General features: G+C 72.4%; 21 protein-coding genes. 3 read left to right on the top strand and 18 right to left on the bottom strand.

Annotated elements, in window-relative coordinates; genetic code table 11:
- Nucleotides 1-125 precede the first annotated feature (125 nt).
- From VNG13_03835 to VNG13_03865, 7 genes are all read right to left on the bottom strand, one after another.
- Nucleotides 126-854, bottom strand: coding sequence for a hypothetical protein (locus VNG13_03835; GenBank protein ID HVA59653.1), 729 nt, complete (start codon nucleotides 852-854; stop codon nucleotides 126-128).
- 410 nt (nucleotides 855-1264) lie between these two features.
- On the bottom strand, nucleotides 1265-2497 hold the full coding sequence (locus VNG13_03840; protein ID HVA59654.1) for a serine hydrolase domain-containing protein: 1233 nt from the start codon (nucleotides 2495-2497) through the stop codon (nucleotides 1265-1267).
- Nucleotides 2494-3255, bottom strand: coding sequence for an SCO family protein (locus VNG13_03845; GenBank protein ID HVA59655.1), 762 nt, complete (start codon nucleotides 3253-3255; stop codon nucleotides 2494-2496). Before VNG13_03845 ends, VNG13_03840 begins: the two co-directional genes overlap by 4 nt.
- Nucleotides 3252-3713 (bottom strand): hypothetical protein, encoded by a 462-nt coding sequence (locus VNG13_03850; GenBank protein ID HVA59656.1) that lies wholly within the window; start codon nucleotides 3711-3713, stop codon nucleotides 3252-3254. The genes VNG13_03845 and VNG13_03850 overlap by 4 nt, the downstream gene beginning before the upstream one ends.
- Nucleotides 3710-4729, bottom strand: coding sequence for a cytochrome c oxidase assembly protein (locus VNG13_03855; protein HVA59657.1), 1020 nt, complete (start codon nucleotides 4727-4729; stop codon nucleotides 3710-3712). Before VNG13_03855 ends, VNG13_03850 begins: the two co-directional genes overlap by 4 nt.
- Before the next feature lie 30 nt (nucleotides 4730-4759).
- Complete coding sequence (locus tag VNG13_03860; GenBank protein ID HVA59658.1) at nucleotides 4760-5764, bottom strand: polysaccharide deacetylase family protein; 1005 nt, start codon at nucleotides 5762-5764, stop codon at nucleotides 4760-4762.
- Nucleotides 5765-5875: 111 nt separating this feature from the next.
- The gene (locus tag VNG13_03865) at nucleotides 5876-8053 is read right to left on the bottom strand and encodes a SpoIIE family protein phosphatase (protein HVA59659.1); all 2178 of its coding nucleotides are present in this window, start codon (nucleotides 8051-8053) and stop codon (nucleotides 5876-5878) included.
- A gap of 247 nt (nucleotides 8054-8300) precedes the next feature.
- Between VNG13_03865 and VNG13_03870 the strand changes: the two genes are divergently transcribed.
- Nucleotides 8301-8504 carry a cold-shock protein gene (locus tag VNG13_03870; GenBank protein HVA59660.1) on the top strand — a complete coding sequence of 68 codons (204 nt, stop codon included), beginning with the start codon at nucleotides 8301-8303 and terminating at the stop codon, nucleotides 8502-8504.
- A gap of 53 nt (nucleotides 8505-8557) precedes the next feature.
- Here VNG13_03870 and paaE read toward each other — a convergent pair whose 3' ends face one another.
- From paaE to VNG13_03905, 7 genes are all read right to left on the bottom strand, one after another.
- Nucleotides 8558-9634 carry a 1,2-phenylacetyl-CoA epoxidase subunit PaaE gene (gene paaE / locus VNG13_03875; GenBank protein ID HVA59661.1) on the bottom strand — a complete coding sequence of 359 codons (1077 nt, stop codon included), beginning with the start codon at nucleotides 9632-9634 and terminating at the stop codon, nucleotides 8558-8560.
- Nucleotides 9631-10101, bottom strand: coding sequence for a 1,2-phenylacetyl-CoA epoxidase subunit PaaD (gene paaD / locus VNG13_03880; GenBank protein ID HVA59662.1), 471 nt, complete (start codon nucleotides 10099-10101; stop codon nucleotides 9631-9633). Before paaD ends, paaE begins: the two co-directional genes overlap by 4 nt.
- Entirely contained in the window at nucleotides 10098-10871 is a 774-nt protein-coding gene (gene paaC, locus VNG13_03885; GenBank protein HVA59663.1) for a 1,2-phenylacetyl-CoA epoxidase subunit PaaC, read from the bottom strand. The genes paaD and paaC overlap by 4 nt, the downstream gene beginning before the upstream one ends.
- The gene (paaB, locus tag VNG13_03890) at nucleotides 10868-11152 is read right to left on the bottom strand and encodes a 1,2-phenylacetyl-CoA epoxidase subunit PaaB (protein ID HVA59664.1); all 285 of its coding nucleotides are present in this window, start codon (nucleotides 11150-11152) and stop codon (nucleotides 10868-10870) included. Before paaB ends, paaC begins: the two co-directional genes overlap by 4 nt.
- On the bottom strand, nucleotides 11149-12078 hold the full coding sequence (paaA, locus tag VNG13_03895) for a 1,2-phenylacetyl-CoA epoxidase subunit PaaA (GenBank protein ID HVA59665.1): 930 nt from the start codon (nucleotides 12076-12078) through the stop codon (nucleotides 11149-11151). The genes paaB and paaA overlap by 4 nt, the downstream gene beginning before the upstream one ends.
- Nucleotides 12079-12153: 75 nt before the next feature.
- A complete protein-coding gene (locus VNG13_03900; GenBank protein ID HVA59666.1) occupies nucleotides 12154-13329 on the bottom strand; it encodes a thiolase family protein in 1176 nt (391 codons plus the stop codon).
- Between the two features lie 31 nt (nucleotides 13330-13360).
- Entirely contained in the window at nucleotides 13361-13945 is a 585-nt protein-coding gene (locus VNG13_03905) for a TetR/AcrR family transcriptional regulator (protein HVA59667.1), read from the bottom strand.
- 101 nt (nucleotides 13946-14046) lie between these two features.
- On the opposite strand from VNG13_03905, the gene paaZ reads away from it, so the two are divergent.
- The gene (paaZ, locus tag VNG13_03910; GenBank protein HVA59668.1) at nucleotides 14047-16077 is read left to right on the top strand and encodes a phenylacetic acid degradation bifunctional protein PaaZ; all 2031 of its coding nucleotides are present in this window, start codon (nucleotides 14047-14049) and stop codon (nucleotides 16075-16077) included.
- A 6-nt stretch (nucleotides 16078-16083) separates the two neighbouring features.
- Here paaZ and VNG13_03915 read toward each other — a convergent pair whose 3' ends face one another.
- The 4 genes from VNG13_03915 to VNG13_03930 all read right to left on the bottom strand — a co-directional run bounded on the left by VNG13_03915 (nucleotide 16084) and on the right by VNG13_03930 (nucleotide 20583).
- Entirely contained in the window at nucleotides 16084-16662 is a 579-nt protein-coding gene (locus VNG13_03915; GenBank protein ID HVA59669.1) for an acyltransferase, read from the bottom strand.
- A 245-nt stretch (nucleotides 16663-16907) separates the two neighbouring features.
- Nucleotides 16908-18278 (bottom strand): HAMP domain-containing sensor histidine kinase, encoded by a 1371-nt coding sequence (locus VNG13_03920; protein ID HVA59670.1) that lies wholly within the window; start codon nucleotides 18276-18278, stop codon nucleotides 16908-16910.
- Between the two features lie 129 nt (nucleotides 18279-18407).
- On the bottom strand, nucleotides 18408-19499 hold the full coding sequence (locus VNG13_03925; GenBank protein ID HVA59671.1) for a phosphodiester glycosidase family protein: 1092 nt from the start codon (nucleotides 19497-19499) through the stop codon (nucleotides 18408-18410).
- Nucleotides 19500-19623: 124 nt separating this feature from the next.
- Nucleotides 19624-20583, bottom strand: a complete 960-nt coding sequence (locus VNG13_03930; protein ID HVA59672.1) for a decaprenyl-phosphate phosphoribosyltransferase — start codon at nucleotides 20581-20583, stop codon at nucleotides 19624-19626.
- 173 nt (nucleotides 20584-20756) lie between these two features.
- On the opposite strand from VNG13_03930, the gene VNG13_03935 reads away from it, so the two are divergent.
- Nucleotides 20757-21011 (top strand): hypothetical protein, encoded by a 255-nt coding sequence (locus VNG13_03935; GenBank protein HVA59673.1) that lies wholly within the window; start codon nucleotides 20757-20759, stop codon nucleotides 21009-21011.
- Nucleotides 21012-21859 lie beyond the last annotated feature (848 nt).

Genomic DNA, 21859 nt, shown 5'->3' on the forward strand with positions numbered 1-21859 from the left:
CGCTCGCGAACGCTTCGCTTCGAAGCTAAGGTCGCTGGCCTCCACCCACACCCCGCTCGCCGCCAACGGACGGTCAACGTTCGGTGATTTTCCCTACCGGTCGGCTCCGGGTGCGAATCCGCCGGCTAGGCGAGGACCGTGACGAAGTCGCGACTCCAACCGAGCAGGTATTGCCCGGCCGGGCGCCACTGCCCGGGTAGCGCTGAGGTGAGCGGGCCGCCCGGTACCCGAGCCACATCCAACTGGACCCACTCCGGGTTGATGTCGAGCTCCATGCCGGTGCGCACGTGGACGTCAGCCAGGGCGGCAGCCAGGTCCTGGGGCGTCGCCGACATGCTTGCGGCAAAGACGATATGCCCGGAGGCGTCCTCGCCGAGGGCGCTGCGCGCGACATATTCACGGTCGCCCAGGGTGGCACCCCACCCCTGCCAGTTGGCGGCACTTGCGCTCGGCTGCCCGTCGAGAACCAACGGCGGCAGGTTCTGCCGAACGCTCCACACCGCCTCCCCCGGCCGCGGCAGTCCCGAGCCCCAGACGCCCACGTCGGCCCGGCCGGAACGGTCGATGACCAGGCTGGCCAGTCCGGGCAGGAGGCGAGCCACGACGTGGCCCTCCTGCTCGTAGCCGCCCGCGCCGGCGGACAGTTTGAACCCGCCGTTGAACGCGGAGATGAGCCGGCGCCGCTCGCTGGTCGAGACCGCAGGGCCGGCCTCGACCAACTGCAATGCGCCGGAGCCCGGGTCTTGGCTGCCGCTGTGCAGGACAAAGCGCGGAGAGCCGCGGAAGACCGCCAGTGTGATCAGCGCGCCATCGGTGGTGCGGACGTCCGAGACGACAACGTTCGCGGCCGCCACGAGAGGCGGTGGCGACGCGCGGGGCCGGTGAGTCACGGTTTGCCGTGGCGCCGGAGCAACCGTCGGGCTGGGCGGGTGCGGAGCCCGGCTGGGCGCGGCGACCGGCACTGCCGGTGCGGAGCACCCGGTGGCGAGCCCGATCGCGAACACCGCGATCGCCGCGGCGACCCGCCGATGCGATCCTCGCCGGCAATTCGGGAGCGCCGACCCCACGGGGCGCGACGGCTGGGGTCGCCTGCTCCGGATCCAGAGCCCGTGGAGTGTCACCCCGCCAGACTTTCTGGCTGCGGGTAAAGCCAGGGGCTACAGCTTGCCAAGCCCGGGCCAAACAGCGGATTGCGTCAACGGACCCTCCGGCCGGATCGCCGTGATGCCACCCGGGGATCCGTTGCCGCGGAGATGCTGACCTCTCACAGACAGGAATAGACAGCTCTAACGAGCCCCTCTGCCCGACCGTCCCTGCCCAGCCTCATCCGATTCATGGCGTAGCCGAATCCGAGGTGGTGGACCGGGTCGGCGAAACCCAGCGAACCGCCGGCGCCGGGATGACCGAATGCGCCGGGCGGGGCGGCGGCGCCGATCATCGGGGGGAGCGCGAAGCCCGCACCGAACCGGGACGGTTGCAGGGTGACCAGGTCGGTGCCGTCGCTGCGCACGACGGTCGCCGCGGCCACCGTCTCCGGGCGCAGCAGCCGGACCCCGTCGACTTCGCCGACCGTCGCCGCGTACATCCGGGCCATCGCCCGGGCGCTGGCGACGCCGTTCGACGAGGGTAGTTCCGCGGCGTGGTACGGCCTGGTGTTCCATCGCTGGTCGTAGTTGAACAGGGCACTCGGGCCGGTCATGACCCGGGTGAGCAGGCTGTCCGGGTCGAGGGCCGCGGCGACGGTGCGCAGCCACGGGGCCGGCAGGTGCCCGGTGAGCAGCCGCCCGGCCGGCATCAGGCCCGGAATCCGGGCGGCCGCGTGCGCGACCGCGAGCGGTCCGGTCGGCAGCCGCGGTGGGACGAGTTCGGCCAGCCGGGGTTCGACGTCGGCCGGCAGCCCGATCCAGAAGTCGAGGCCGAGCGGGTCGGCGACCTCGGTGGCGAAGAAGGCGCCGACCGGGTTCCCGGTGATCCGGCGGATCAGCTCGCCGAGGATCCAGCCGAAGGTTCGGGCGTGGTAGCCGTGCGCGCTGCCCGGCGGCCAGACCGGACGCTGCGCGGCGACCGCGGCGGCGACACCGTGCCAGCCGACGACGTCGTCGAGGCTGACCGCCGCGTCCACGACCGGCACGGCCGCCCGGTGCGCGAGCACCGCCGACACCGGGATCGCCGCCTTGCCGGCCGCGGCGAACGCCGGCCAGTATTCGGCGACCGGCGCCTCCAGATCGAGCTCGCCCCGCTCGGCCAGCCGGTGGATGCAGATCGCGGTCGCGCCCTTGGTGGAGGAGAACACGACCACCGGGGTGTCGGCTTCCCACGCGCGGTCGCCGCCGGGCTCGGCCCGCCCGGCCCACAGGTCCACGACCGGCCGGCCGTCGCGGTAGACACAGCAGGCGGCCCCGAGGTCACCGGAGCGGAAGTTCGCGGCGAAGGCATCCCGCACCGGCTCGAAGCCGGGGGCGGTGTCGCCCCGGATCGGCGTCGCCGGGCCGGTCACCCCCCGGCCACCGGGATCTTCCGGCCGGCCAGCCAGCTGAGCACCGACAACGCCTGCGGGACGGTCCAGCTGACTACCGGGTCCGGGTGGGCCAGGTCGTTGCGTCCCTGCGGGCTCAGGGCGCCGACCAGTGGGCCGGGCGGCACCGCTCCGAGCGTGTCCGGTGCGGCGTTCACGACGAACCGCTCGGCGCCGTCCGGGCCGAGGAAGACCAGCACGTTCGAGTGGTCCACGTCGTAGGTCAACGGCCGGTGGGTCAGCCAGTCCAGGGTTGCCGGTTTCGGTTCCGGCGCGCGCGCGACGGCTACCCCGAAGTAGCGCCAGAGCACCGCCGCGTTCGCTGGTGTCTCGGTGAGCAGCACCCAGTCGGCCTGCGGGCCGCCGTAGAGCCGCTGGTAGGCGCGGAGCCGCGCGGGCGTGTCCCGCTCCGGATCGACGCTTATCTCGAGCAGGACCACCCGGGCGCCGAGGGCGGCGGCGGTGACCGCCCGGGCCATCGCCGCGGTGTTCGCCGACGTCAGCGGGCAGACGTCGGTGCAGAGGCTGAGGAAGTCCGCGATCATCACGTCGCGTCCGCCGAACGCGGCGAGGCTGGTCGGCCGGCCGTCCGCGGTGACCAGCGGGAGGTTACGGATCGCGGCCGGCACCGCCGTGTCCACGACGGTGCCGAGCGAGGCGGCCGGCGGACCGGGCCGGCCGGGGGCGCAGCCGGCGAGCAGTCCGGCGACCGCCAGCCCGGCGAGGAGGCGGCGGGTCACGGGCCGTGCGGCCCGACGACGGGGACGGTCAGCCGGAGCAGGCCGCCCGGACGGAACCGGAACGCGACCGCGAGCTGCTGGCCGGCGGCCAGCCCGTTGCGGCTGGTCCCGAGCGAGGGCAGCACCAGCGGGACGTCGTCTTTCGGGCCCAGCACGACGTCGAGCCGCTCCGCCCCGGTGGGGGCGGTGACCGCGACCAGGGTGTCCGGGCCGGTCCCGTGGTTGAGCAACGTCGCGTAGAGCCGGATCGGGGCGCCGGCCGGCGTCGCCGTCACGTAGGCGCTGAAGATCTGTAGGTCGCCCTGGTCGAGGCTGGCCCCGAAGTCGGTGGTGACGTTGCCGGACAGCGTCGGGTTGGCGGCCGGGGCGGCTGGGGCGGCTGGGGCGGCCGGGCCGCAGCCGCCGAGCAGACCGCCGAGCGCCAGCGCGCCGGCCAGGCCTACCCGGGAGCGGCTCATCGCTCCCCCGGGGGGTCGTCGGCGGCCCGTCCGGACAGCCGGGCGAGGTAGGCGTTGTAGGCGGCCAGGTGGGCGTCGTCGTCGACGGTGGCGTGCCGCGCGACCCGGGCGGCCGGCACCCGGGCCAGCCCGGCGTTGGCGGCGTGCTCGGCCAGGGTGTTGCGCCGGGCGGTCTCCAGCCACGCCCCGGCGTTCCCCTCCCGCTGGTCGGTGAGGAAGGACAGAAACACGATGAGGATGAAGCCGAGCATAAGGGCGTCTCCGCCGACCCACATGACCGCGCCGCCGGCGTGCAGGTCGGCGATCAGGCTCGGCCCCCAGGTCCGGCCGGCCCGCGCGTAGGCCGGGAACAGCTCGTGGTTGGTCTGGTTGAGCACCACGCCGACGAAGGTGTCGACCGGCATCGCCACGGCGAGCAGGAGGAACCGGCCGGGCATCGACATCCGCCAGCGGATCGGCTCGGAGCCGAGCAGCGGCAGGAAGAACAGGTATCCCGCGGCCAGGTAGAGCAGGTGCTCGCCGTCGTGGGCCCACGGGTGTTCGAGGGTGAGGTTCATGAGCGAGGTGAGATGCGTGCCGACGATGACCCCGGTGTAGATCACCAGCGCGACCGGCGGGCAGGTGAGGGCGGTGACCAGCCGGGACCGGACCGCGCGCCGGGCCCAGCGGTGGACCGGATTGCCCCAGGCGTGCATGAGCAGGATCACCGGCCGGCCGGCCACGAGCAGCGCCGGCGCGACCATGACGAGAAGCAGGTGCTGAACCATGTGCACCCAGAACAGCGTGTCGTCGTATACCCCGATGCTGCTCTGGGTGGCGAGCGCGATGGTGGCGAGCCCGGCGAGGAAGCTGGCGCTGCGCAGTACCGGCCAGGGCCGGGCCGGGTGGCGGCGGCGGACGCGGACCGCGCCGATCAGGTAGCCGATCGCGGCGACGGCGAGGATCGCCGACACTTGCGGGGCGAACTGCCAGGAGGTCAGCGCCGTGTGCCCGGTGAGCGGAGCGATCGCCGGCATGGTTGCAGACTCGCACAGCGGTCGCGCCGCTCAACCAGCGGCGCTACCCGACGGCGTAGGTGACGCGGTTGGTGACGCCGAAGGTGACGCCGAAGGTGACGCAGTCGGTCGGACGGAGCGGCGGGGGCTCGGGGACGTCGTCGGTCGGGTGACGACCGCCCGGGTTACGGCCGGCCGGTCGAGGTGGATCGGCAGCAGGCCGCGCTCCCGCCAGATCGGCAGCACGGTGGCCAGCGCGCGGACCGTCTCGCTGCGGTCCCCCCCGCCGTCATGGCACAGCACGATGTCGCCGGGCCGGACCCGGAGCAGCGCCCGGATGATCTGGCTGGTGCCGGGCCTGGCCCAGTCCCGCGGATCGACGTCCCAGTCCAGCGGGAGCAGGCCCACCGCGGCGGTGGCCCGCAGGACCAGTGGTGACCAGTCCCCGCCGGGCGCCCGGAACAGCCGCGGCGTCCGCCCGGTCGCGGTGCGGATCGCCCGCTGGGCGACCCGGATCTCGGCCAGCATGGTGTGCGCCGGAAGCAGGTTGAAGGGCTGCCGGTGGTCCTGCGAGTGGTTGACCAGTCCGTGCCCGGCGGTGGCCACCGCGCGGGCGAGCGCGGGGTAGGCGTCGACGTGGACACCGACCATGCAGAAGTTCGCGGCGGTGGCGTTGCGGGCGAGCACGGCCAGGACCTCCGGCGTCCAGCTGCTCGGCCCGTCGTCGATGGTTAGCCCGATCGCGTTGGCCGGTGCGTTGGGCACCAGCTGACGCACCCGGTAGGCGGGGGAGGACCAGACCCGGACCCGCGGGGGCGGCAGCCCTTCGGATGCGACGGTCGGCTCCGCACGCGGGGTCGGGGTGGCGGTCCGGGTCGGCTCCGGTGGCGTGGGGAGCGGCGGGGTCGCCACGGGCCGGGCGGCGAGGGGGGCCGGATGGCCGAGGAGCCGGTCGGCGGCGACGCCGCAGGCGCTGCCGGCCCCGGCCGCGCCGACCCCCAGCAGGATGTGCAGCAGTCCCCGCCGGGACACCCCGCCGCTCGCCTGGTCGCGCACAGCTACCGCTTCCCGATCGCCGTGGAGCCGTCGTTGCTGGGACGCCGGAGCGAAGGCGATGGTTGACGGCCCGATCGTCCGGCCACGGCCACTTTAACCCGCTTTCGGCGGTTATCGCCGCGCGACCGCCAGCAGCGCGACGTCGTCGCTGCGGTCCTCGCCGGCGAGGGCCGCGAGGATCGCATCGCAGACGAGCTCCGGATCGCTGGTGCCGGCCGAGACGGCCGCGGTCACCAGCCTTCGGGTCCCCAGTTCGATGTCCTGGGTGCGGTCCTCGACCAGGCCGTCGGTGTAGCTGACGAGAACCGCGCCCGGGCTCAGGGTGCCCGACCACTCGACGGCGGGGAGCGGGGGGGCGCCGAACGGCGCCGCGGGGTCGAGCGGGAGCAACTCCGCCCATCCGCTGTGCACCACGAGCGGCGGCGGATGCCCGGCCGAGGCCACCCGTAGCGCCCCGGTTCTCGGATCCAGGAACGCGAACAGGGCGGTCGCGATCCGGTCCACCCCGAGCAGGTCCCAGCTCTCCTGGATCCTTGCGATGAGGTCGGCCGGGCCGCTCGCCCGGCCGATCAGTGCCCGGCTGGCGCTACGCAGCTGACCCATGGTCGCCGCCGCAACCAGGTCGTGCCCACCGACGTCGCCGACGGCGAGTGCCACCTCCCCGGACGGCAGTCGGAGCAGGTCGTAGAAGTCTCCGCCGACCTCCGCGTCGCGCGTGCCCGGCACGTAGCGGAACGCGATGTCGAGGTCGGGGACGGCGGGCAGCCCGCTGGGAAGCAGGCTGGACTGAAGGGTGTGCGAAGCCCGGTGCGCCTGGTCGTAGCGGCGGGCCTTCGCGACGACGAGGGCGACCCGGCCGGCGAGGTCCTCGGCGAGCGCGAGGTCGGCCGGCCCGAACCTTCGCTCCGACCCGGCGGAGACGAGGGTGACGCTGCCGAGCGCCTGGCCGTCGGCGACCAGCGGCACCGTCATGTAGCTGGTGAACCCGAGCGCCTTGACCAGTTCGAAGTGGCGCTCGTCGAGGGTGGTGGCGTGGAGGAACTCGTCGCTCATCTCGGCCGACCAGCGCGACCGTCCGGTCGCCATCGCGTCGACGCTCGGGTGCTGCCCGTCCGGTTGCGGGGGGTAGCGGCGGCGCAGCTCCTCGACCAGCGGCTGGCGTGCCGGGTCGGCGTGCCGGGCGGCCATCCGGACCAGCCGGCGGTTGTCGTCGACGACGTCGATGAGGCACAGGTCGCCGAGGGTCGGCACGGCGACACCCGCCAGCCGCTCGAGGGTCTCGGCGTAGCCGGAGGCCCGGGCGAGAACGTCGGACGCCTGGAGCAGGAACGACTGGGAGCGCTGCACCTCGCGCAACCGCTCCTCGGCCCGCACCCGCTGGAGGAACTGGCCGAGCTGACGGCCGATCCCGGTGAGCAGCTCGAGCAGCTGGGGCTCGATCGCCGCGTCGTCGGCGGCGAACAGCTCGACGACACCGAGGACCTCGGTCCGCGCGACGAGGGGGAACGCCAGCCCCTGCCGCATCCCGCTGGCCCGCAGCACGTCGGCGCGGCGCAGGACCGGCGGGCCGTCGTCGATCAGCGTCGCGACCGTGGCGCCGCGCTGCCAACAAGTGCCGGGCAGCCCTTCGCCGAGTCCCATGCTCCACGCCCGGCAGGCCGCCTCGAACGCCTCGATCGAGCGGCCGCCGACCCCCCAGACATCGGCGCAGGACAACCGTTCGGTGGTGTCGTCGACCAGCCACAGCCCGGCGATGTCCCAGTCGAGGTTGGCGCACAGCGTCGGCAGGACGTGGCCGTAGGCCTCCTCCACCCCGGCGGCGGCCTGGAGCCGGGCGGCAACCTCGACGCTGGCCCGGACGTAGCGGGTGAGGTCGACCTGGCGTTCCAGGGCCACGCGGTCGGCGACGTCGCGCAGCGACGCCACCACGGCGAAGCCGGAGTCGGCGGGCTCGCCGAGGGTCTCCAGCGCGAGGTCGACGTCGAGTTCGCTGCCGTCGGCGCGGAGCAGTGAAACGCGGAGCGCCGGCCCACCGACCAGCTTGCCTATTCCCTCCTCGACGAGCCTCCGGTACCCCTCGCGGTGCCGGGCCCGGAACCGTTCCGGGATGAGGTCGGCCACCGGCCGGCCGAGCAGGCCCTCCGGGTCGGCCGCGGCCAGTCGGCCGGCCGCGCGGTTCATCAGCACGATCCGGCCGTCCCGGTCCGCCACGATGACACCGTCGGCGAGCTGGTCGAGCAGCCGCGCGGTGTCGAGATCGCCGGTGGCGATCGGGGACGGGGGGGCCACCGACTCACCGTAGGTCACGGGCACCGCCGCGGCCGGGGATCACCCGAATGGCCGAAGATCTGTTCCGGCAAGCGTTCGCGTGGTACTGTTCGCCTCGGTTGCAGTTGCAGTTCCTCGAACGTTCTTGAACGCCCGCGGAGCCGGACAGCGGGCGTTTTTCTGTTCCCAGCACCGACGGGAGCGATACACCGAGCGACCCGAGGTCCGCACAGTGCGGTCCTCGCCTCCACCGTAGGGAGAATTGGAAATGGCACAGGGCACCGTCAAGTGGTTCAACGCCGAGAAGGGGTTCGGTTTCATCGCGCAGGACGGCGGCGGGGCCGACGTCTTCGTGCACTACTCGGCGATCGCGGCTGACGGATACCGCAGCCTCGACGAGAACCAGCGCGTCGAGTTCGAGATCACGCAGGGCCAGAAGGGCCCGCAGGCCGAGCAGGTTCGGCCGATCTGACCTGAGCGTCGCCCGAAGGCCCGTCGCCTCGCGGTGGCGGGCCTTCGTCGTTGCTACTCGTACTCGACTGTGACCCGAGCCGACGTCGGGTGGGCCTGGCAGGTCAGGACCACGCCATGCTCGACCTCGTCCGGTTCGAGCGCGTAGTTGCGGTCCAGCTCTACGCTTCCGTCGACGAGTCGGGCACGGCAGGTCCCGCACACGCCGCTCTTGCATGCGTAGGGGGCGTCGGGGCGCACGGCGAGCAGCGCGTCGAGGATCGATGGGCCGTCGTAGTCGACGTCGACGACGGTGGCCCGGCCGGCGAGGACCGCGGTCACGGTGGACGCGGAGCCGTCCGCCCGGACGACCCGGGCCGGCCGGACCGGTTCGCCGTCGACGTGGAACAGCTCGAGGTGGACTTTCGCCGCGCTCACCCCGGCCTCGAGCAGGGTGTCCCGCACCGCCATCACCATGCCGAACGGGCCGCAGAGGAACCATTCGTCTACGTCGTCGGGGGCGACGACACCGGCGAGGAGCCGGCGCATCTTCTCCGGGTCGATCCGGCCGGTCAGCAGGTCGGCCTGCTGCGGCTCGCGGGAGAGCACGTGGACCAGCTGGAGCCGGGCGGGGTAGCGGTCCTTCAGGTCGGCCAGCTCCTCGAGGAACATGACGTCCCGGCTGGTCCGGTTGCCGTAGACCAAGGTGAAGCGGCTGGCCGGCTCCGCCTCGAGGACGGTCGTGAGGATGGACAGCACCGGGGTGATCCCGCTGCCGGCGGCGACCGCCGCGCAGTGCCGGCCGGCCGCGGGGTCGAGCCGGGGGGTGAAGCTCCCGGCGGGGGTCATCACGTCGACCTCCATTCCGACCCGCAGGCTCTGCTGCGCCCAGCCGGAGAACTGACCGCCGTCGAGCCGCTTGACCGCGACCCGCAGCGGTCCGGAGACGGCGCTGCTGCAGATCGAGTAGGTCCGGCGCAGTTCCGTGCCGTCGAGGATCCGGCGCAGGGTGAGGTGCTGACCGGGCGCGAAGCGGAACGCTTCCCGCAACCCGGCGGGCACGTCGAAGGTGACCGCGATCGCGTCGTCGGTGAGGGGTTCGACCTCGGCGACCCGCAGCGGATGGAACGGGTGCAGCGTGGCGACGCTCACAGTGACTTGAAGTGGTCGAAGGGCTCCGCGCAGGACGCGCAGCTGTACAGGGCCTTGCACGCGGTCGAGGAGAACCGGCTGCGCAGCCTGGTGTCGGTCGAGCCGCACTGCGGGCAGCGGACCCCCAGCTCGACGAGCACCGGCCCGCCGGGTGGTGCGATGCCGAAGTCGGCGAGCTTGCGCCGGCCGGCCTCCGACATCCAGTCGGTGGACCAGGCGGGGGCGAGGACGGTGCGGACCGTGGCGCCGTGGATCCCGTGCGCCTCGAGGACGCCGGCGACGTCGGCGCGGATGGCGTCCATCGCCGGGCAGCCGGAGTAGGTGGGCGTGATGTCCACCTCGACCAGGTCGCCGGGGCCGATCCGGACGTCGCGGAGGATCCCGAGATCGGCGATGGTGAGGACCGGGATCTCCGGGTCGGTGACCGCGTCGAGCAGGTCGCGAACCTCGGCGACGGCCGGTGTCACCAGCTCGCTCCCGGGTGCGAGCGGTGCAGGTGCTGGAGCTCGGCCAGCAGGTAGCCGAACGCCTCGGTGTGCTGTCCACGCCGGCCGCCGGTGGGGGCCCAGGTGTTCTCCGGCACGGCGAGGGTGGCCTTGCCGAGCAGCGGGAGAACCACATCGGCCCAGCCGTCGCGGAGCGAGCCCGGCGCCGGTGCGAGCCCGGCGCCGGCCAGCCGGGCGGTCAACGAGTCGTCCTCGAACAGTTCGTGGTGATAGGGCCAGGTCGCCTCGAGTGCGGCCTGGGTCCGGGCGTGGCTTTCCTCGGTCCCGTCGCCGAGCCGGCGCACCCACGCCTCGGCGTGGTCGCGGTGGTAGTCGACCTCCTTGACCGCCTTGCCGGCGATCGCGGCCAAGGTCGGGTCGGCCGAGTCGACGAGCCGGCGGTAGAGCTCGCACTGGTAGGCGGAGAACAGGAGCTGGCGCACCATGGTCACGGCGAAGTCACCGTTCGCCAGCTCCACGAGCGCGACGTTGCGGAATTCGGCTTCGTCGCGCAGGTAGGCGAGGTCGTCCTCGTCGCGACGCCGGCCCTCCCGGGCCCCGGCGTAGCTCAGCAGGGTCCGGGCCTGGCCGAGCAGGTCGAGGGCGATGTTCATCAGGGCGACGTCTTCTTCGATCTGCGGGGACCGGGCGGCCCATTCGCTCAACCGCTGGGCGAGGATCAGCGCGTCGTCGCCGATCCGCAGGCCGTACTCCGCGATGTCGGCGTCCACGGTGACCGGCTCGGAGCTCACAGGTGCTCGACCTCGGGCGGCAGCTCGTAGAAAGTCGGGTAGCGGTAGACCTTGTCCGCGGCCGGGTCGAAGAACGGGTCCTTCTCCGCCGGGGAGCTGGCGGTGATCCCGTCGGAGCGGACCACCCAGATGCTCACCCCCTCCTGCCGGCGGGTGTAGAGATCGCGGGCGTTGGTGAGCGCGAGGCGGGCGTCCGGGGCGTGCAGGCTGCCGACGTGAGTGTGCGACAGGCCGCGCCGGCTGCGGATGAACACCTCCCACAGCGGCCACTCGGTGCTCATCGGGGCGGCGTCGGGTGCTTCTCGGCGTAGGCCACGGCGGCGGCCCGGACCCAGGCGCCGTCCTCGTGGGCCTGGACCCGGGTGGCGAGGCGCGCCCGGTTGCACGGACCGTTGCCGCGCAGCACCTCGCGGAACTCGGTCCAGTCGATCTCGCCGAAGTCGTAGTGCCCACGCTCGGGGTTCCAGCGCAGCTCCGGGTCCGGCAGCGACAGCCCGAGCACGGCGGCCTGCGGAACGCACATGTCCACGAAGCGCGCCCGCAGCTCGTCGTTGGAGAAGCGCTTGATCCGCCACCCCATCGACTGGGCGGAGTTCGGCGACTCGTCGTCGGACGGCCCGAACATCATCAGCGACGGCCACCACCAGCGGTCGACTGCGGCCTGGGCCATCTCGTGCTGGGCGGGCGTGCCGCGCGACATCGTGAGCAGCGACTCGAAGCCCTGCCGCTGGTGGAAGCTCTCCTCCTTGCAGATCCGCGCCATCGCCCGCCCGTACGGCCCGTACGAGCAGCGGGTCAGCGGGATCTGGTTGGTGATCGCGGCGCCGTCGACGAGCCAGCCGATCGCGGCGACGTCCGCCCAGGTCGGGGTGGGGTAGTTGAAGATGGACGAGTACCGCTGCCGGCCGGCGTGCAGCAGGTCGAGCAGCTCGTCGCGGCCGACCCCGAGGGTCTCGGCCGCGCAGTAGAGATACAGCCCGTGCCCGGCCTCGTCCTGGACCTTCGCGAGCAGGATCGCCTTGCGCCGCAGCGAGGGCGCGCGGGTCAGCCAATTGCCCTCCGGCTGCATCCCGATGATCTCGGAATGGGCGTGCTGGGCGATCTGGCGGATCAGCGCCTGGCGGTAGGCCGGCGGCATCCAGTCCCGCGGCTCGATCCGAGACTCGGCCTCCAGCGCGGCCACGAAACCGGCCTCCAGCTCGGTCACCGCTCACCCTCCCCGGGGCGTCTCGAACGAACGTTCGGTTGAGAGTTTAGGTGCCCGCCGGTCGGCGGTCAACGGTCAGACCGCCTCGACGAGCATCGCCGCGCCCTGCCCGACCCCGACGCAGAGGGTGGCCAGCCCACGGTCGATCCCGTCGCGCTCCATCCGGCCGAGCAGGGTCACCAGCAGCCGGGCGCCGCTGGCCCCGAGCGGGTGGCCCAGCGCGATCGCCCCACCGTCGCCGTTCACCGTCGCCGGGTCGAGACCTAGCCGCCGGATACACGCGATTGCCTGCGCGGCGAACGCCTCGTTCAATTCGACCGCGCCGATCGAGCCGAGCTCCCAGCCGCTGCGGGCCAGCGCCTTCTCGGTGGCCGGGACCGGACCGAGGCCCATCAGGTGCGGGGCCACCCCGGCGCTGGTCGAGGCGATCACCCGGGCCCGGGCGAGAAGGCCGTGCTCCGCGACGGCCTGTGCGCTCGCGATGAGGAGGGCGGCGGCACCGTCGTTAAGGGTGCTGGCGTTTCCGGCGGTGACGATCCCGTTTTCCCGGAACGCCGGGGACAGCCGGGCGAGCCGCTCGAGGCTGGTGTCCGGGCGCGGGCCCTCGTCGGCGGTGACCTCCTCGACCGGGACGATCTCCGGGGCGAACCGACCCTCCTTTGTGGCCGCTACCGCGAGCTGGTGGGAGCGCAGCGCGAACGCGTCGCAGTCCGCCCGGCTGATCCCGTCGAGCGCGGCCACCTCCTCGGCCGTCTCGCCCATGGACAGCGTGGCCAGGCCGCCGTCGAGCCCGCGGATCGCCGGGTTGACGAAGCGCCAGCCCAGCGAGGTGTCGGTCAGCTCGCCGGGGCGGCCCCAAGGGGCGGATGGCTTGGCGAGGACCCACGGGGCCCGGGTCATCGACTCGACGCCACCGGCGACGACGACGTCGGCCTCACCGGCCTTGACCATCTGCGCGGCGGTCGCGACCGCGGTGAGCCCGCTCGCGCAGAGCCGGTTGACGGTGAAGCCGGGGACGGTGTCCGGCAGCCCGGCGAGCAGCACGGCCATCCGGGCCACGTTGCGGTTGTCCTCGCCGGCCTGGTTCGCGGCGCCGAGCACCACCTCGTCGATCGCGTCCGGGGCGATCCCGGTCCGCCGCACCAGCTCCCCGACGACGAGGGCAGCCAGGTCGTCGGGACGCACCTGGCTCAGCGCCCCCCCGTAGCGGCCGATCGGGGTGCGCACCCCGCCGACGATGAACGCCTCCATCCGGTCCCCTCCAACGGGTCGGGCCCCCGGGTCAGGGGCGAAGTCCGTCCAGACCGATCCGGACCACGGCATCGGCGATCTCGCCTGCCCGGTGCCGGTCCGGACGCAGCCACTCGACCATCGAATTGATCATCCCGAAGATCAGCCGGGCGACCAGCGCCGGGTCGACGTCGCTGCGCAGGTCACCGTCCGCGGCGGCCTCGGCGACCAGCCCGCTGACGAACCGGTCGAAGGTTCGGCGCTGCTCCAGCGCCCACTGCTCGGTGCCGGTGTTGCCGCGGATCCGCAGCAGCAGCGCGACATAGGGCAGCTCGTCCGCCAGCACCGCGACCTCGCGGCGCAGCACGTACTCGAGCCGGTCGATAGCCCGCCCGGAGCCGGCCCCGGTTTCCGCGGTGACCGCGAATAGCCCGGCGAGGGCGCGTTCGAGGGCGAGGCGGAGCAGCTGCTCCTTGCCCTCGATGTGGTGGTAGAACGACGACTTCGTGATACCGCTGGCCCGGGCCAGATCCTCCATGCTCGTGCCGTCGTAGCCGCGCTCGTTGAAGACCCCGACGGCCACGGCGAGCAGGCTGTCCAGGTCGTAGTGGGCCGGGCGGGCCGGGATGTCCGACATCCGGCCAGTATCGCCCGCAGACGCCGCCCGGTTCGCCGGTAACGTCGGGGCCACGGCGGCGTCCCCCGTTCCGCCCGCCTCCGCCGCCCCGGGAGTCCTCGATGGTCGACCTGCTCCGCAGCTACCTGCGTGACGACTGGTACACAGCGCCGGACGCCGGGACCACCCTGCTCGACGCCGCCACCGGTGACCCCGTCGCCCGGATCTCCGGAACTGGCCTCGACCCAGCCGCGGCGCTCGCGCACGCCCGGTCGGTCGGGGGTCCGGCGCTGCGCCGGCTGAGCTTCCACGAGCGCGCCGGCATCCTCAAGGCCCTGGCCGGTTACCTCAACGAGCGGCGCGAGGCGTCCTACTACCCGCTGTCCAGCGCGACCGGCGCGACCGCCGGTGACTCGGTCTTCGACGTCGACGGCGGCATCGGTGTGCTGTTCGCGTATGCGAGCCGCGGCCGGCGGGAGCTGCCGAACGCGTCGATCTACCTCGACGGCGCCGCGGAGCCGATCGGCCGCGGCGGTGGGTTCGCCGGGCAGCACGTCTACACCCCACGCCGCGGTGCCGCGGTCTGCATCAACGCCTTCAACTTCCCGGTCTGGGGGATGCTCGAGAAGTTCGCGCCGGCGTTCCTCGCCGGCGTCCCGGTCATCGTCAAGCCGGCCAGCCAGACCGCCTACCTCGCCGAGCGCGTCTTCGCCGACATGATCGCCTCCGGATTGCTCCCGGCCGGCTCGGCGCAACTCATCTGCGGTGGCGTGGGATCCCTGTTCGCGCACCTCGACGGCCAGGACACGGTCGCGTTCACCGGCTCGGCCGCTACCGCCGCCACTCTGCGCCGGCATCCGACGGTGCTCGCCCACTCGGTGCGCTTCACCACGGAGGCGGACTCGCTGAACTGTTCGATCCTCGGTCCGGATGCCACCCCCGGCACCGCGGAGTTCGACCTCTACCTCGGCGAGGTGGTGCGCGAGATGACGGTCAAGGCCGGCCAGAAGTGCACCGCGATCCGCCGGGCGATCGTGCCCGCCGAGCGGATCGGCGACGTCGTGGAGGCGCTCGCCGAGCGGCTGGCCCGGGTCCGGGTCGGTGACCCGCGCGACCCGGAGACGACGATGGGACCCCTGGCCAGCCGGGCTCAGCTCGAGGAGGTCCGCCGGGCGCTCGGCGAACTGTCGTCCGCGGCTTCGGTCGTCGTCGGGGGGGCCGACGCATCGAGCCCCGGTGGGGACCCGGACGTCGGCGCGTTCCTTGCGCCGACCCTGCTGCGGGCCACCGATCCGGGGGCTGGCGCGGTGCACGGGGTGGAGGTGTTCGGGCCGGTGGCGACCGTGCTCGGCTACGACGGGGTCGACGACGCGGCGGCGCTGGCGGCGGCCGGGGCGGGCAGCCTGGTCGGATCGATCGTCACTCACGATCCGGCCTTCGCCCGTGCGATCGTCCTCGCCACGGCGGCGTTCCACGGCCGGATGCTGGTCCTCGACCGCGACAGCGCCGCCGAGTCCACCGGCCATGGCTCCCCGCTGCCGATGCTCGTGCACGGCGGCCCCGGCCGGGCCGGCGGTGGGGAGGAACTGGGCGGGATCCGGGGGGTGCTGCACTACATGGCGCGCAGCGCGCTGCAGGGGTCGCCGGCGATGCTCGCCGCGATCACCGACCGGTGGTTGCCGGGCGCGCCGCGGCTGCGAGACGCGACGCACCCGTTCCGCAAGAACCTCGAACAGCTGCGGATCGGGGAGACGCTGGTAACTGCCGCGCGGACCATTACCCTCGAGGACATCGAACGATTCGCCGACCTGTCCGGTGACCACTTCTACGCGCACATGGACGAGGCCGCGGCGTCGGCGAACCCGCTGTTCGGGGGCCGGGTCGCGCACGGCTACCTCGTGGTGAGCGCCGCTGCGGGCCTGTTCGTCGACCCCGACCCGGGCCCGGTGCTCGCCAACTATGGCCTGGAGAACCTGCGTTTCCTGACCCCGGTGTACCCGGGGGACACGCTGACGGTGACGCTGACCTGCAAGGACAAGCGGCCGCGCCAGAACGAGAACTACGGCGAGGTCCGCTGGGACGTCGTGGTCGCCAACCAGGAGGGTAAACCGGTGGCGAGCTACGACGTGCTCACCCTGGTCGCGAAGGGCTGACCCGGCTCAGCCGTCGTGCCAGGCCCGGACGATGTTCGGCGGATAGTCGAGCTCGCGGACCACCCGGGCCGGGTTCCCGGCGATCAGGCTGTCGGCGGGCATGCTGCGGCTGACCACCGCGCCGGCGGCGACCACGCAGCGGGAGCCGATCGACACCCCGGGCAGCACGATCGCGCGGGCCCCGATCCAGGTACCGTCGCCGATCCGGATCGGCTCGCTGCGCGCCGGCCGGCCGGCGACGCCGTGGCTGTCGGTGTCGGTGATGTAGGCCTCGTTCGCGATCGCCACGTCGTCGCCGACGCTGACCTCGAGCACCGAGAACAGCACCACGCCGCTGTTGATGAACACCCGGTCGCCGATTCGGATCTTGCCCCAGCCGCTGATCAGCGTCCGCCGGTAGCCCGACCAGATCTTGAAGTGGTCGCCGATCGTCAGATCGGTCGCCTCGACGGTCGGCCTTCCGACGATCGTGGCCTGCTGGCCGACCTTCGCGTGCCGAAGCCGCCACTGGGCGTTCGCCCGCTGCCGCCCGTAGGCGTAGTAGAACCGGGCCTCGCCGATCCGCTGGGTTACCCGTGGGTGCACGGGGCGGAAGGCTACCCGGGCGCCGGCCCGGCCCGCATGATCACCGCGAGTGTGCAATTTCCGACGCTCTCCTCGGGTCTCGGCGTGTCGGTGTCGGAAATTGCACACTCGGCGTTGCGCGGCCCTTCGTGGGGTCGTTTGGTGGACTCCCGGGCCGGTCGCCCGCAACCGTCGCGGTCGGGCCATCGGTTGATCGATGGTCGCGGCCCCCTCGGCGGCGTGCCCACCTCGCCCCCGCCGACCACTCAAGCCGCCGGCGGCGAGCCAGGGTCACGTAACGGTCCGGAACCCGGGAACTCGACGATCACCTCCGCGCCTCCACCAACCCGGTTACAGGCCTCGACCCGGCCCCCGTGGGCGCGGGCGATCACGGCGACGATGGACAGGCCCAGGCCACTGCCTCCGGCGGACGGGCTGCGCGCGTCGTCGGCGCGGCGGAACCGCTCGAATGCGTGCGGGAGGAACTCTGGCGGGAAACCGGGCCCGTCGTCGAGTACCCGCAGCACAACCGACGTCGGAGAGCCGTGGCACGTCACGGTGACCGACCCGCCCGGTTGGGTGTGCCGCAGCGCGTTGTCAACGAGGTTTACCACCGCCTGACGGATGCGGTCGGGGTCCCAGTCGACGGTCAGTGCCGCCGGGTGAACCTCCACCGCCAACCGGACACCGCGAGCTTTGGCCACTGGCGACAGACTCAGGGTGCTTTGCTGCAGAAGGGCCGCGACGTCGGTCGGCGCCAGGCGCAGGAAGCCGTCGTCGTCGCCGCGGGCGAGCGTCAGCAGGCTCTCGGCCAGCCGTGTGAGTCGATCGGTCTCCTCCACGGCGGCCTGAACTGCGCTGACCAGTTCGGCGCGGGACCTTCCGGGCCGGGCGGCAAGCTCCAGCTCCGTGCGCAGGATCGACAGCGGGGTGCGTAGCTCGTGGCCGGCGTCCGCGACGAACGCCCGCTCGCGAGCCAACGCGAGCCGGAGGCGGTCCAGGAGCTGGTTCATGGTCCGGGCCAGCGCGGTCATCTCGTCGCGGGTTCCGGGCACGTCGAGCACCGGGCCGGTGCCCTCGTCCGAGGCGGCCGCTGCCTGTCGGCGCATCCGCTCCACCGGACGCAGGGCCGCACCGGCGAGCAGCCAAGCCGCCAAGGCGCCGCCAAACACGATCACTGGACCGCCGATCAGGAATCCGTTCCGCACATGGGCGATGGCCAGGTTGCGTAGGTCGAGCGAGGCGGTGACCGCGGCCACCGCAGCGATCGAACCCACCGGGAGGGGGAAGGCGAGGATCCTGGTGGGATCGTTCCCACCACCCGTCCGGGTGAGCCAGATCGGTCCGCTGCGCGCATGCCGGACCTCGGCGGGCGTCAACAACGGCCCTTCGCCGGGCTCTCGGGTGGAGCTCACCAGCTGCCCGGTGGCAGCAAACACCTGGGTGGCTCCGGTTGGCGGCTCCCCGCTGTGTCCGAGTGCGTTGGCGAGCACCCCCGCCCGGATCGACCACAAGCCGCTGTCCACCGAGGCGTCCAGGCTGCCGCGCAGCTGGTGGACGAAAGCCCAGCCGCTACCGACGAGCAAGAGCCCGAGGCCGGTCGCGACGATCAGTGCGAGTCGCAGACGGATCGGCATGCCCTAGCCCTGTGGCGGGAGCTGTAGGTAATCGGGGTTCCGGTCACCTTCGCCGCTTGGTTGACCGGCTCATTGATGGTACCCGGGCAGCGGCCCCGTCCCGGACGAGCCCGCCCGTGGTGCTCTGGATCAGGGTGGGACACGGGCGGACATGGTGATGAAGTCGCGGCTCCACGAGGTGGTGAAGTAGCGCTGCGGGGAGCCGAGCATGTTGGGCAGCAGGTCCTGCCCGTTGGCTGGGGATGCCGCTCCACCTGCCACGGCGGGGGTGAACGCGGCCAGGTTCACCCAGTCGGTGTTGATGTCGAGCTCCATCGCACGCTTCGCCCCGGACCGCACGAGGATGTCCGCGAGAGTGGTGACGTTCAACCCCGGACCGCCGACGTAGACCAGCGCACCGTCTGCCGTCACCCCGAGCCCCGACCGCCAGACGAACACTCGGTTGGCGAGGGTGTATCCCCAAATGGTGGTGTTATTGGAGTCTAGGCTGGGGACTGGGTGGCCGCCGTCGACAAGAAGGTTGAGGTTCTGCCGGACGGCAATAACGTTTGGGGTCATGGAGACGTTGCGCCCCCAGGCTCCGACGGTCGCGGTGCCGTCGCGGTAGATGACCAAGGAGGCTGCCCCCAGGCGCAGCGGGTCCATGAGCCGGCCCTCGCTGTAATAGCCCCCGCGGGCGTCGCGCATCCGAAAGCCGCTGTTGAACGCGGCGACAACGCTGCGCGCGTCCGACGGAACGATTGGCGCCGTGTAGTGCCACGGCCCGCCCCCGGGGATGTAGCTGCCCGAGTAGAGCCGGGCCCGCAGTAGCTGGGTGTCGAACCAGGCGACGCCGACGACGAGGCTGGTGTGCACTGAGTCAGGCCGCAGAAACGCTTCGTAGACGGCCGGGTGGCCATCGACGAGCCGCCCAACCGGGTGCCACTGCCCCTCGCCGGACACCGGCGGTTGGACGAAGGGGACGATGGCCTCCGGCGGCGCGAGGTGCGGGATAGCCGGGAGCCCGGCTGGGGGCGAGGTCCCCGGCGCCGGGATCGCCCCCGCCGGCGGATGCCCGCCGGTGGGCGGCGGATTGTGGGAGTACCAGAAGTTCTCCGCCCAGACGACGAGCCCCCGCCCGCCGTGGTCACGGGTCCACTCGGCGAGGCGGGCTCCGACCGACGTGCCCAGGGCGGGGTTGATCAATGCATGGCCGAGCGACCACCACAGCGGTGTCAGCACGAGGGCGGTGACGATAAGGGTGCGAGTCAGCCGGACCCGGCGGCGGCTGCCGCGCCTCGGTCGGGCGACTCGCCGACCCGCGACGTTCGGGGAACTGTGGCGGGTACGATCGCGGACGGGGCGGTCAGACACCGCCGAGCCCCGCTAGGAACAATCCGGCGAACGCTACCCCAAAACTCTGCAGGACATGGTCGCGGAACAGCGCGTCCTCAGGGGCGCCGCCCGACCCCTCGTCGTTGCGCCGGGCGTATCGCCACAGGGCTGCGGCGGCGAAGACGGCGGACGCGGTTTCCCACCACCTCCCGGCTGGGCTGGGACGGGACAGGGCCCAGCCAAGATAGGCCACTATGGTGCCGAGCTGGGCGAGTTCGCGGATGCGTCGTAGCCCACGCAGCCCGTACCAACGCAGGGCCGCGCGGTGCTTGAACGCCGCCGAGCCCAGAAGCTGCAGCTCCGCGTGCCTTTTGGCCGTGACAACGAACAGCGCCGCACTGAAGCTGACCGCTAGGAACCAGCCGGACACGGGCACAGACACCGCGAAAGCGCCGGCCAACGGGCGCAGCACGAACCCGGTTGTGACGACGAGCAGGTCCACCCAGGGCAACTGCTTCAGCCAGAGGCTGTAGGCGACGCTGATGGCGGCGTAGCCGCCGACGGCGAGCGTGGTTGCAGCGCTGCTCAACAGTGCCAGACCCGCCACCGCGACGATGACGAGCCCGATGCCCATACCGGCTGCCAACGCGGCTGGTAGCCGTCCCGAGGCAACCGGCCGGTCCCGCTTCAGCGGATGTTGCCGGTCCCGATCGCGGTCCGCGGTGTCGTTGATGAGATACACCCCGCTGGCCGCGACGGTGAATGCCACCGACGCACCGAGCGCCGCGAGCAGCGAGCTCGGCTGCCCCATCACCCGCGCGGCCAGCGGGGCCGCCAGCACGAGCAGGTTCTTCGGCCACTGCCGCGGGCGAGCAGCGCTGACGAGCGCAGAACCCAACCGGGGCAGCGTTCGGGCCGTCGCCTGCCTCAGCGGTACGACTACTTCGCCGGGTCGCACCGAATCGGCGAAGCAGTCGAGAGCAACTGGCATTCGAACAAGTCTCCTCAGCTGGACTCTCCGTCCAGACTGGCGCACGCAGATGAAAAGACCATGTGAGCGGGTTCGTTTCGTTTCTCAGGATCAACTCACGGTGCTCACAGTGCAACGGGCCGACGATGGCGATCTCGGTGCGGATGGTCCGTCACCAGGGGTATGGAGGTTCGATGAAGTCAAAGAGGCTGTATACGGCGCTGGCCGGCGGCGCATTAGCGATGGGTGGGCTAGGCGCGATTGCGGCCGCTGCCGGGCCGGCTGGGGCGTCGACACCCGTGCGGAATGCAACGACCGCGACCAGCTCGGATTCGGGCACGGATGCCCCGGGTGGGCCGGACGTCCAGCAGGGTCCGGACGTCCAGCAGGGTCCGGACGTCCAGCAGGGCGGTCCGGACGGTCCTTCGGCTGAGATTGCGGGCGCCTAGCTCGCGATGTCGCAGGTCGAGCAGGAGACGCGCCAGCGGCGGCGGGTGGCTGAGGTTGATGCTCGACTCCGCGTGATGGATGTCATGAGGACATCCCTCGACGGAGGCGGCTGCCTGCTGAGCACTGGGGCGGTCCGCGGACTCGGTGGTATGGCTCGGTAGCGATTCCGACGTGACACGCCGAGGCGACATGCGCTGGGAGTGCAACATGACTGACCCGAGGCACAGTCTCGGGACGCAGCCTCGACGAGGAGTGTTGGATGATCGCGCTCCGAGTCACCACCGATCCGCACGTCAACCACTCCGCGGTACAGACCGTGCCGCGGAGTGGTTGACTGACGTTCAGGTTCGATCGGACCCCGATCGACGCGCGGGATGCCCAGGATGACGAGCTCCGCGGAGGTGGCGCTCCGACGGCCATGCACGCGACGGCACTTGGTGTCACTGTCGGGCTGGCTGCGCTCGGCGTTGTCGCGCCGTGCGCCAAGGGTTACCCATCAATTGCGGCGAGCTACCCGTTCACACCGGGATCGGCGGCCACCCGGGCGGTACGGGTGATCGCGCACCCGCATCCGGGGATTTACGTTGCCCTGGCCACCATCGCCGCTGCATTGGGGGGCGCCCACAGCGTCGCCGCCCGTGGCCCAAGGTCCCGCCTGCCAGCCAGTCGGTCGCCGGGGGCGCGGCGGGTTCCCGCTGGCGGTGTCCTATGTCAAGTACCGGGTTTGATGGAGGCTTCCAACTCACCCTGAGCGGTTGCTCCGGTGAGGGTGTTGCTTCGGTGGGTGGTTTCGTACTCGACTGGCGGGACGAGCCCGATCTCCCCGTGGAGCCTGCGGAAGTTGAAC

Source organism: Mycobacteriales bacterium, from assembly GCA_035533475.1.
GTDB lineage: Bacteria > Actinomycetota > Actinomycetes > DATLTS01 > DATLTS01 > DATLTS01.

What these genes read in the sequence shown, in the direction of transcription:
- VNG13_03850 (HVA59656.1), bottom strand. Translation starts at nt 3,713, where the DNA reads ATGAGCCGCTCCCGGGTAGGCCTGGCCGGCGCGCTGGCGCTCGGCGGT.
- VNG13_03855 (HVA59657.1), bottom strand. Translation starts at nt 4,729, where the DNA reads ATGCCGGCGATCGCTCCGCTCACCGGGCACACGGCGCTGACCTCCTGG.
- VNG13_03870 (HVA59660.1), top strand. Translation starts at nt 8,301, where the DNA reads ATGGCACAGGGCACCGTCAAGTGGTTCAACGCCGAGAAGGGGTTCGGT.
- paaB (HVA59664.1), bottom strand. Translation starts at nt 11,152, where the DNA reads ATGAGCACCGAGTGGCCGCTGTGGGAGGTGTTCATCCGCAGCCGGCGC.
- VNG13_03900 (HVA59666.1), bottom strand. Translation starts at nt 13,329, where the DNA reads ATGGAGGCGTTCATCGTCGGCGGGGTGCGCACCCCGATCGGCCGCTAC.
- VNG13_03905 (HVA59667.1), bottom strand. Translation starts at nt 13,945, where the DNA reads ATGTCGGACATCCCGGCCCGCCCGGCCCACTACGACCTGGACAGCCTG.
- paaZ (HVA59668.1), top strand. Translation starts at nt 14,047, where the DNA reads ATGGTCGACCTGCTCCGCAGCTACCTGCGTGACGACTGGTACACAGCG.
- VNG13_03920 (HVA59670.1), bottom strand. Translation starts at nt 18,278, where the DNA reads ATGCCGATCCGTCTGCGACTCGCACTGATCGTCGCGACCGGCCTCGGG.
- VNG13_03930 (HVA59672.1), bottom strand. Translation starts at nt 20,583, where the DNA reads ATGCCAGTTGCTCTCGACTGCTTCGCCGATTCGGTGCGACCCGGCGAA.
- VNG13_03935 (HVA59673.1), top strand. Translation starts at nt 20,757, where the DNA reads ATGAAGTCAAAGAGGCTGTATACGGCGCTGGCCGGCGGCGCATTAGCG.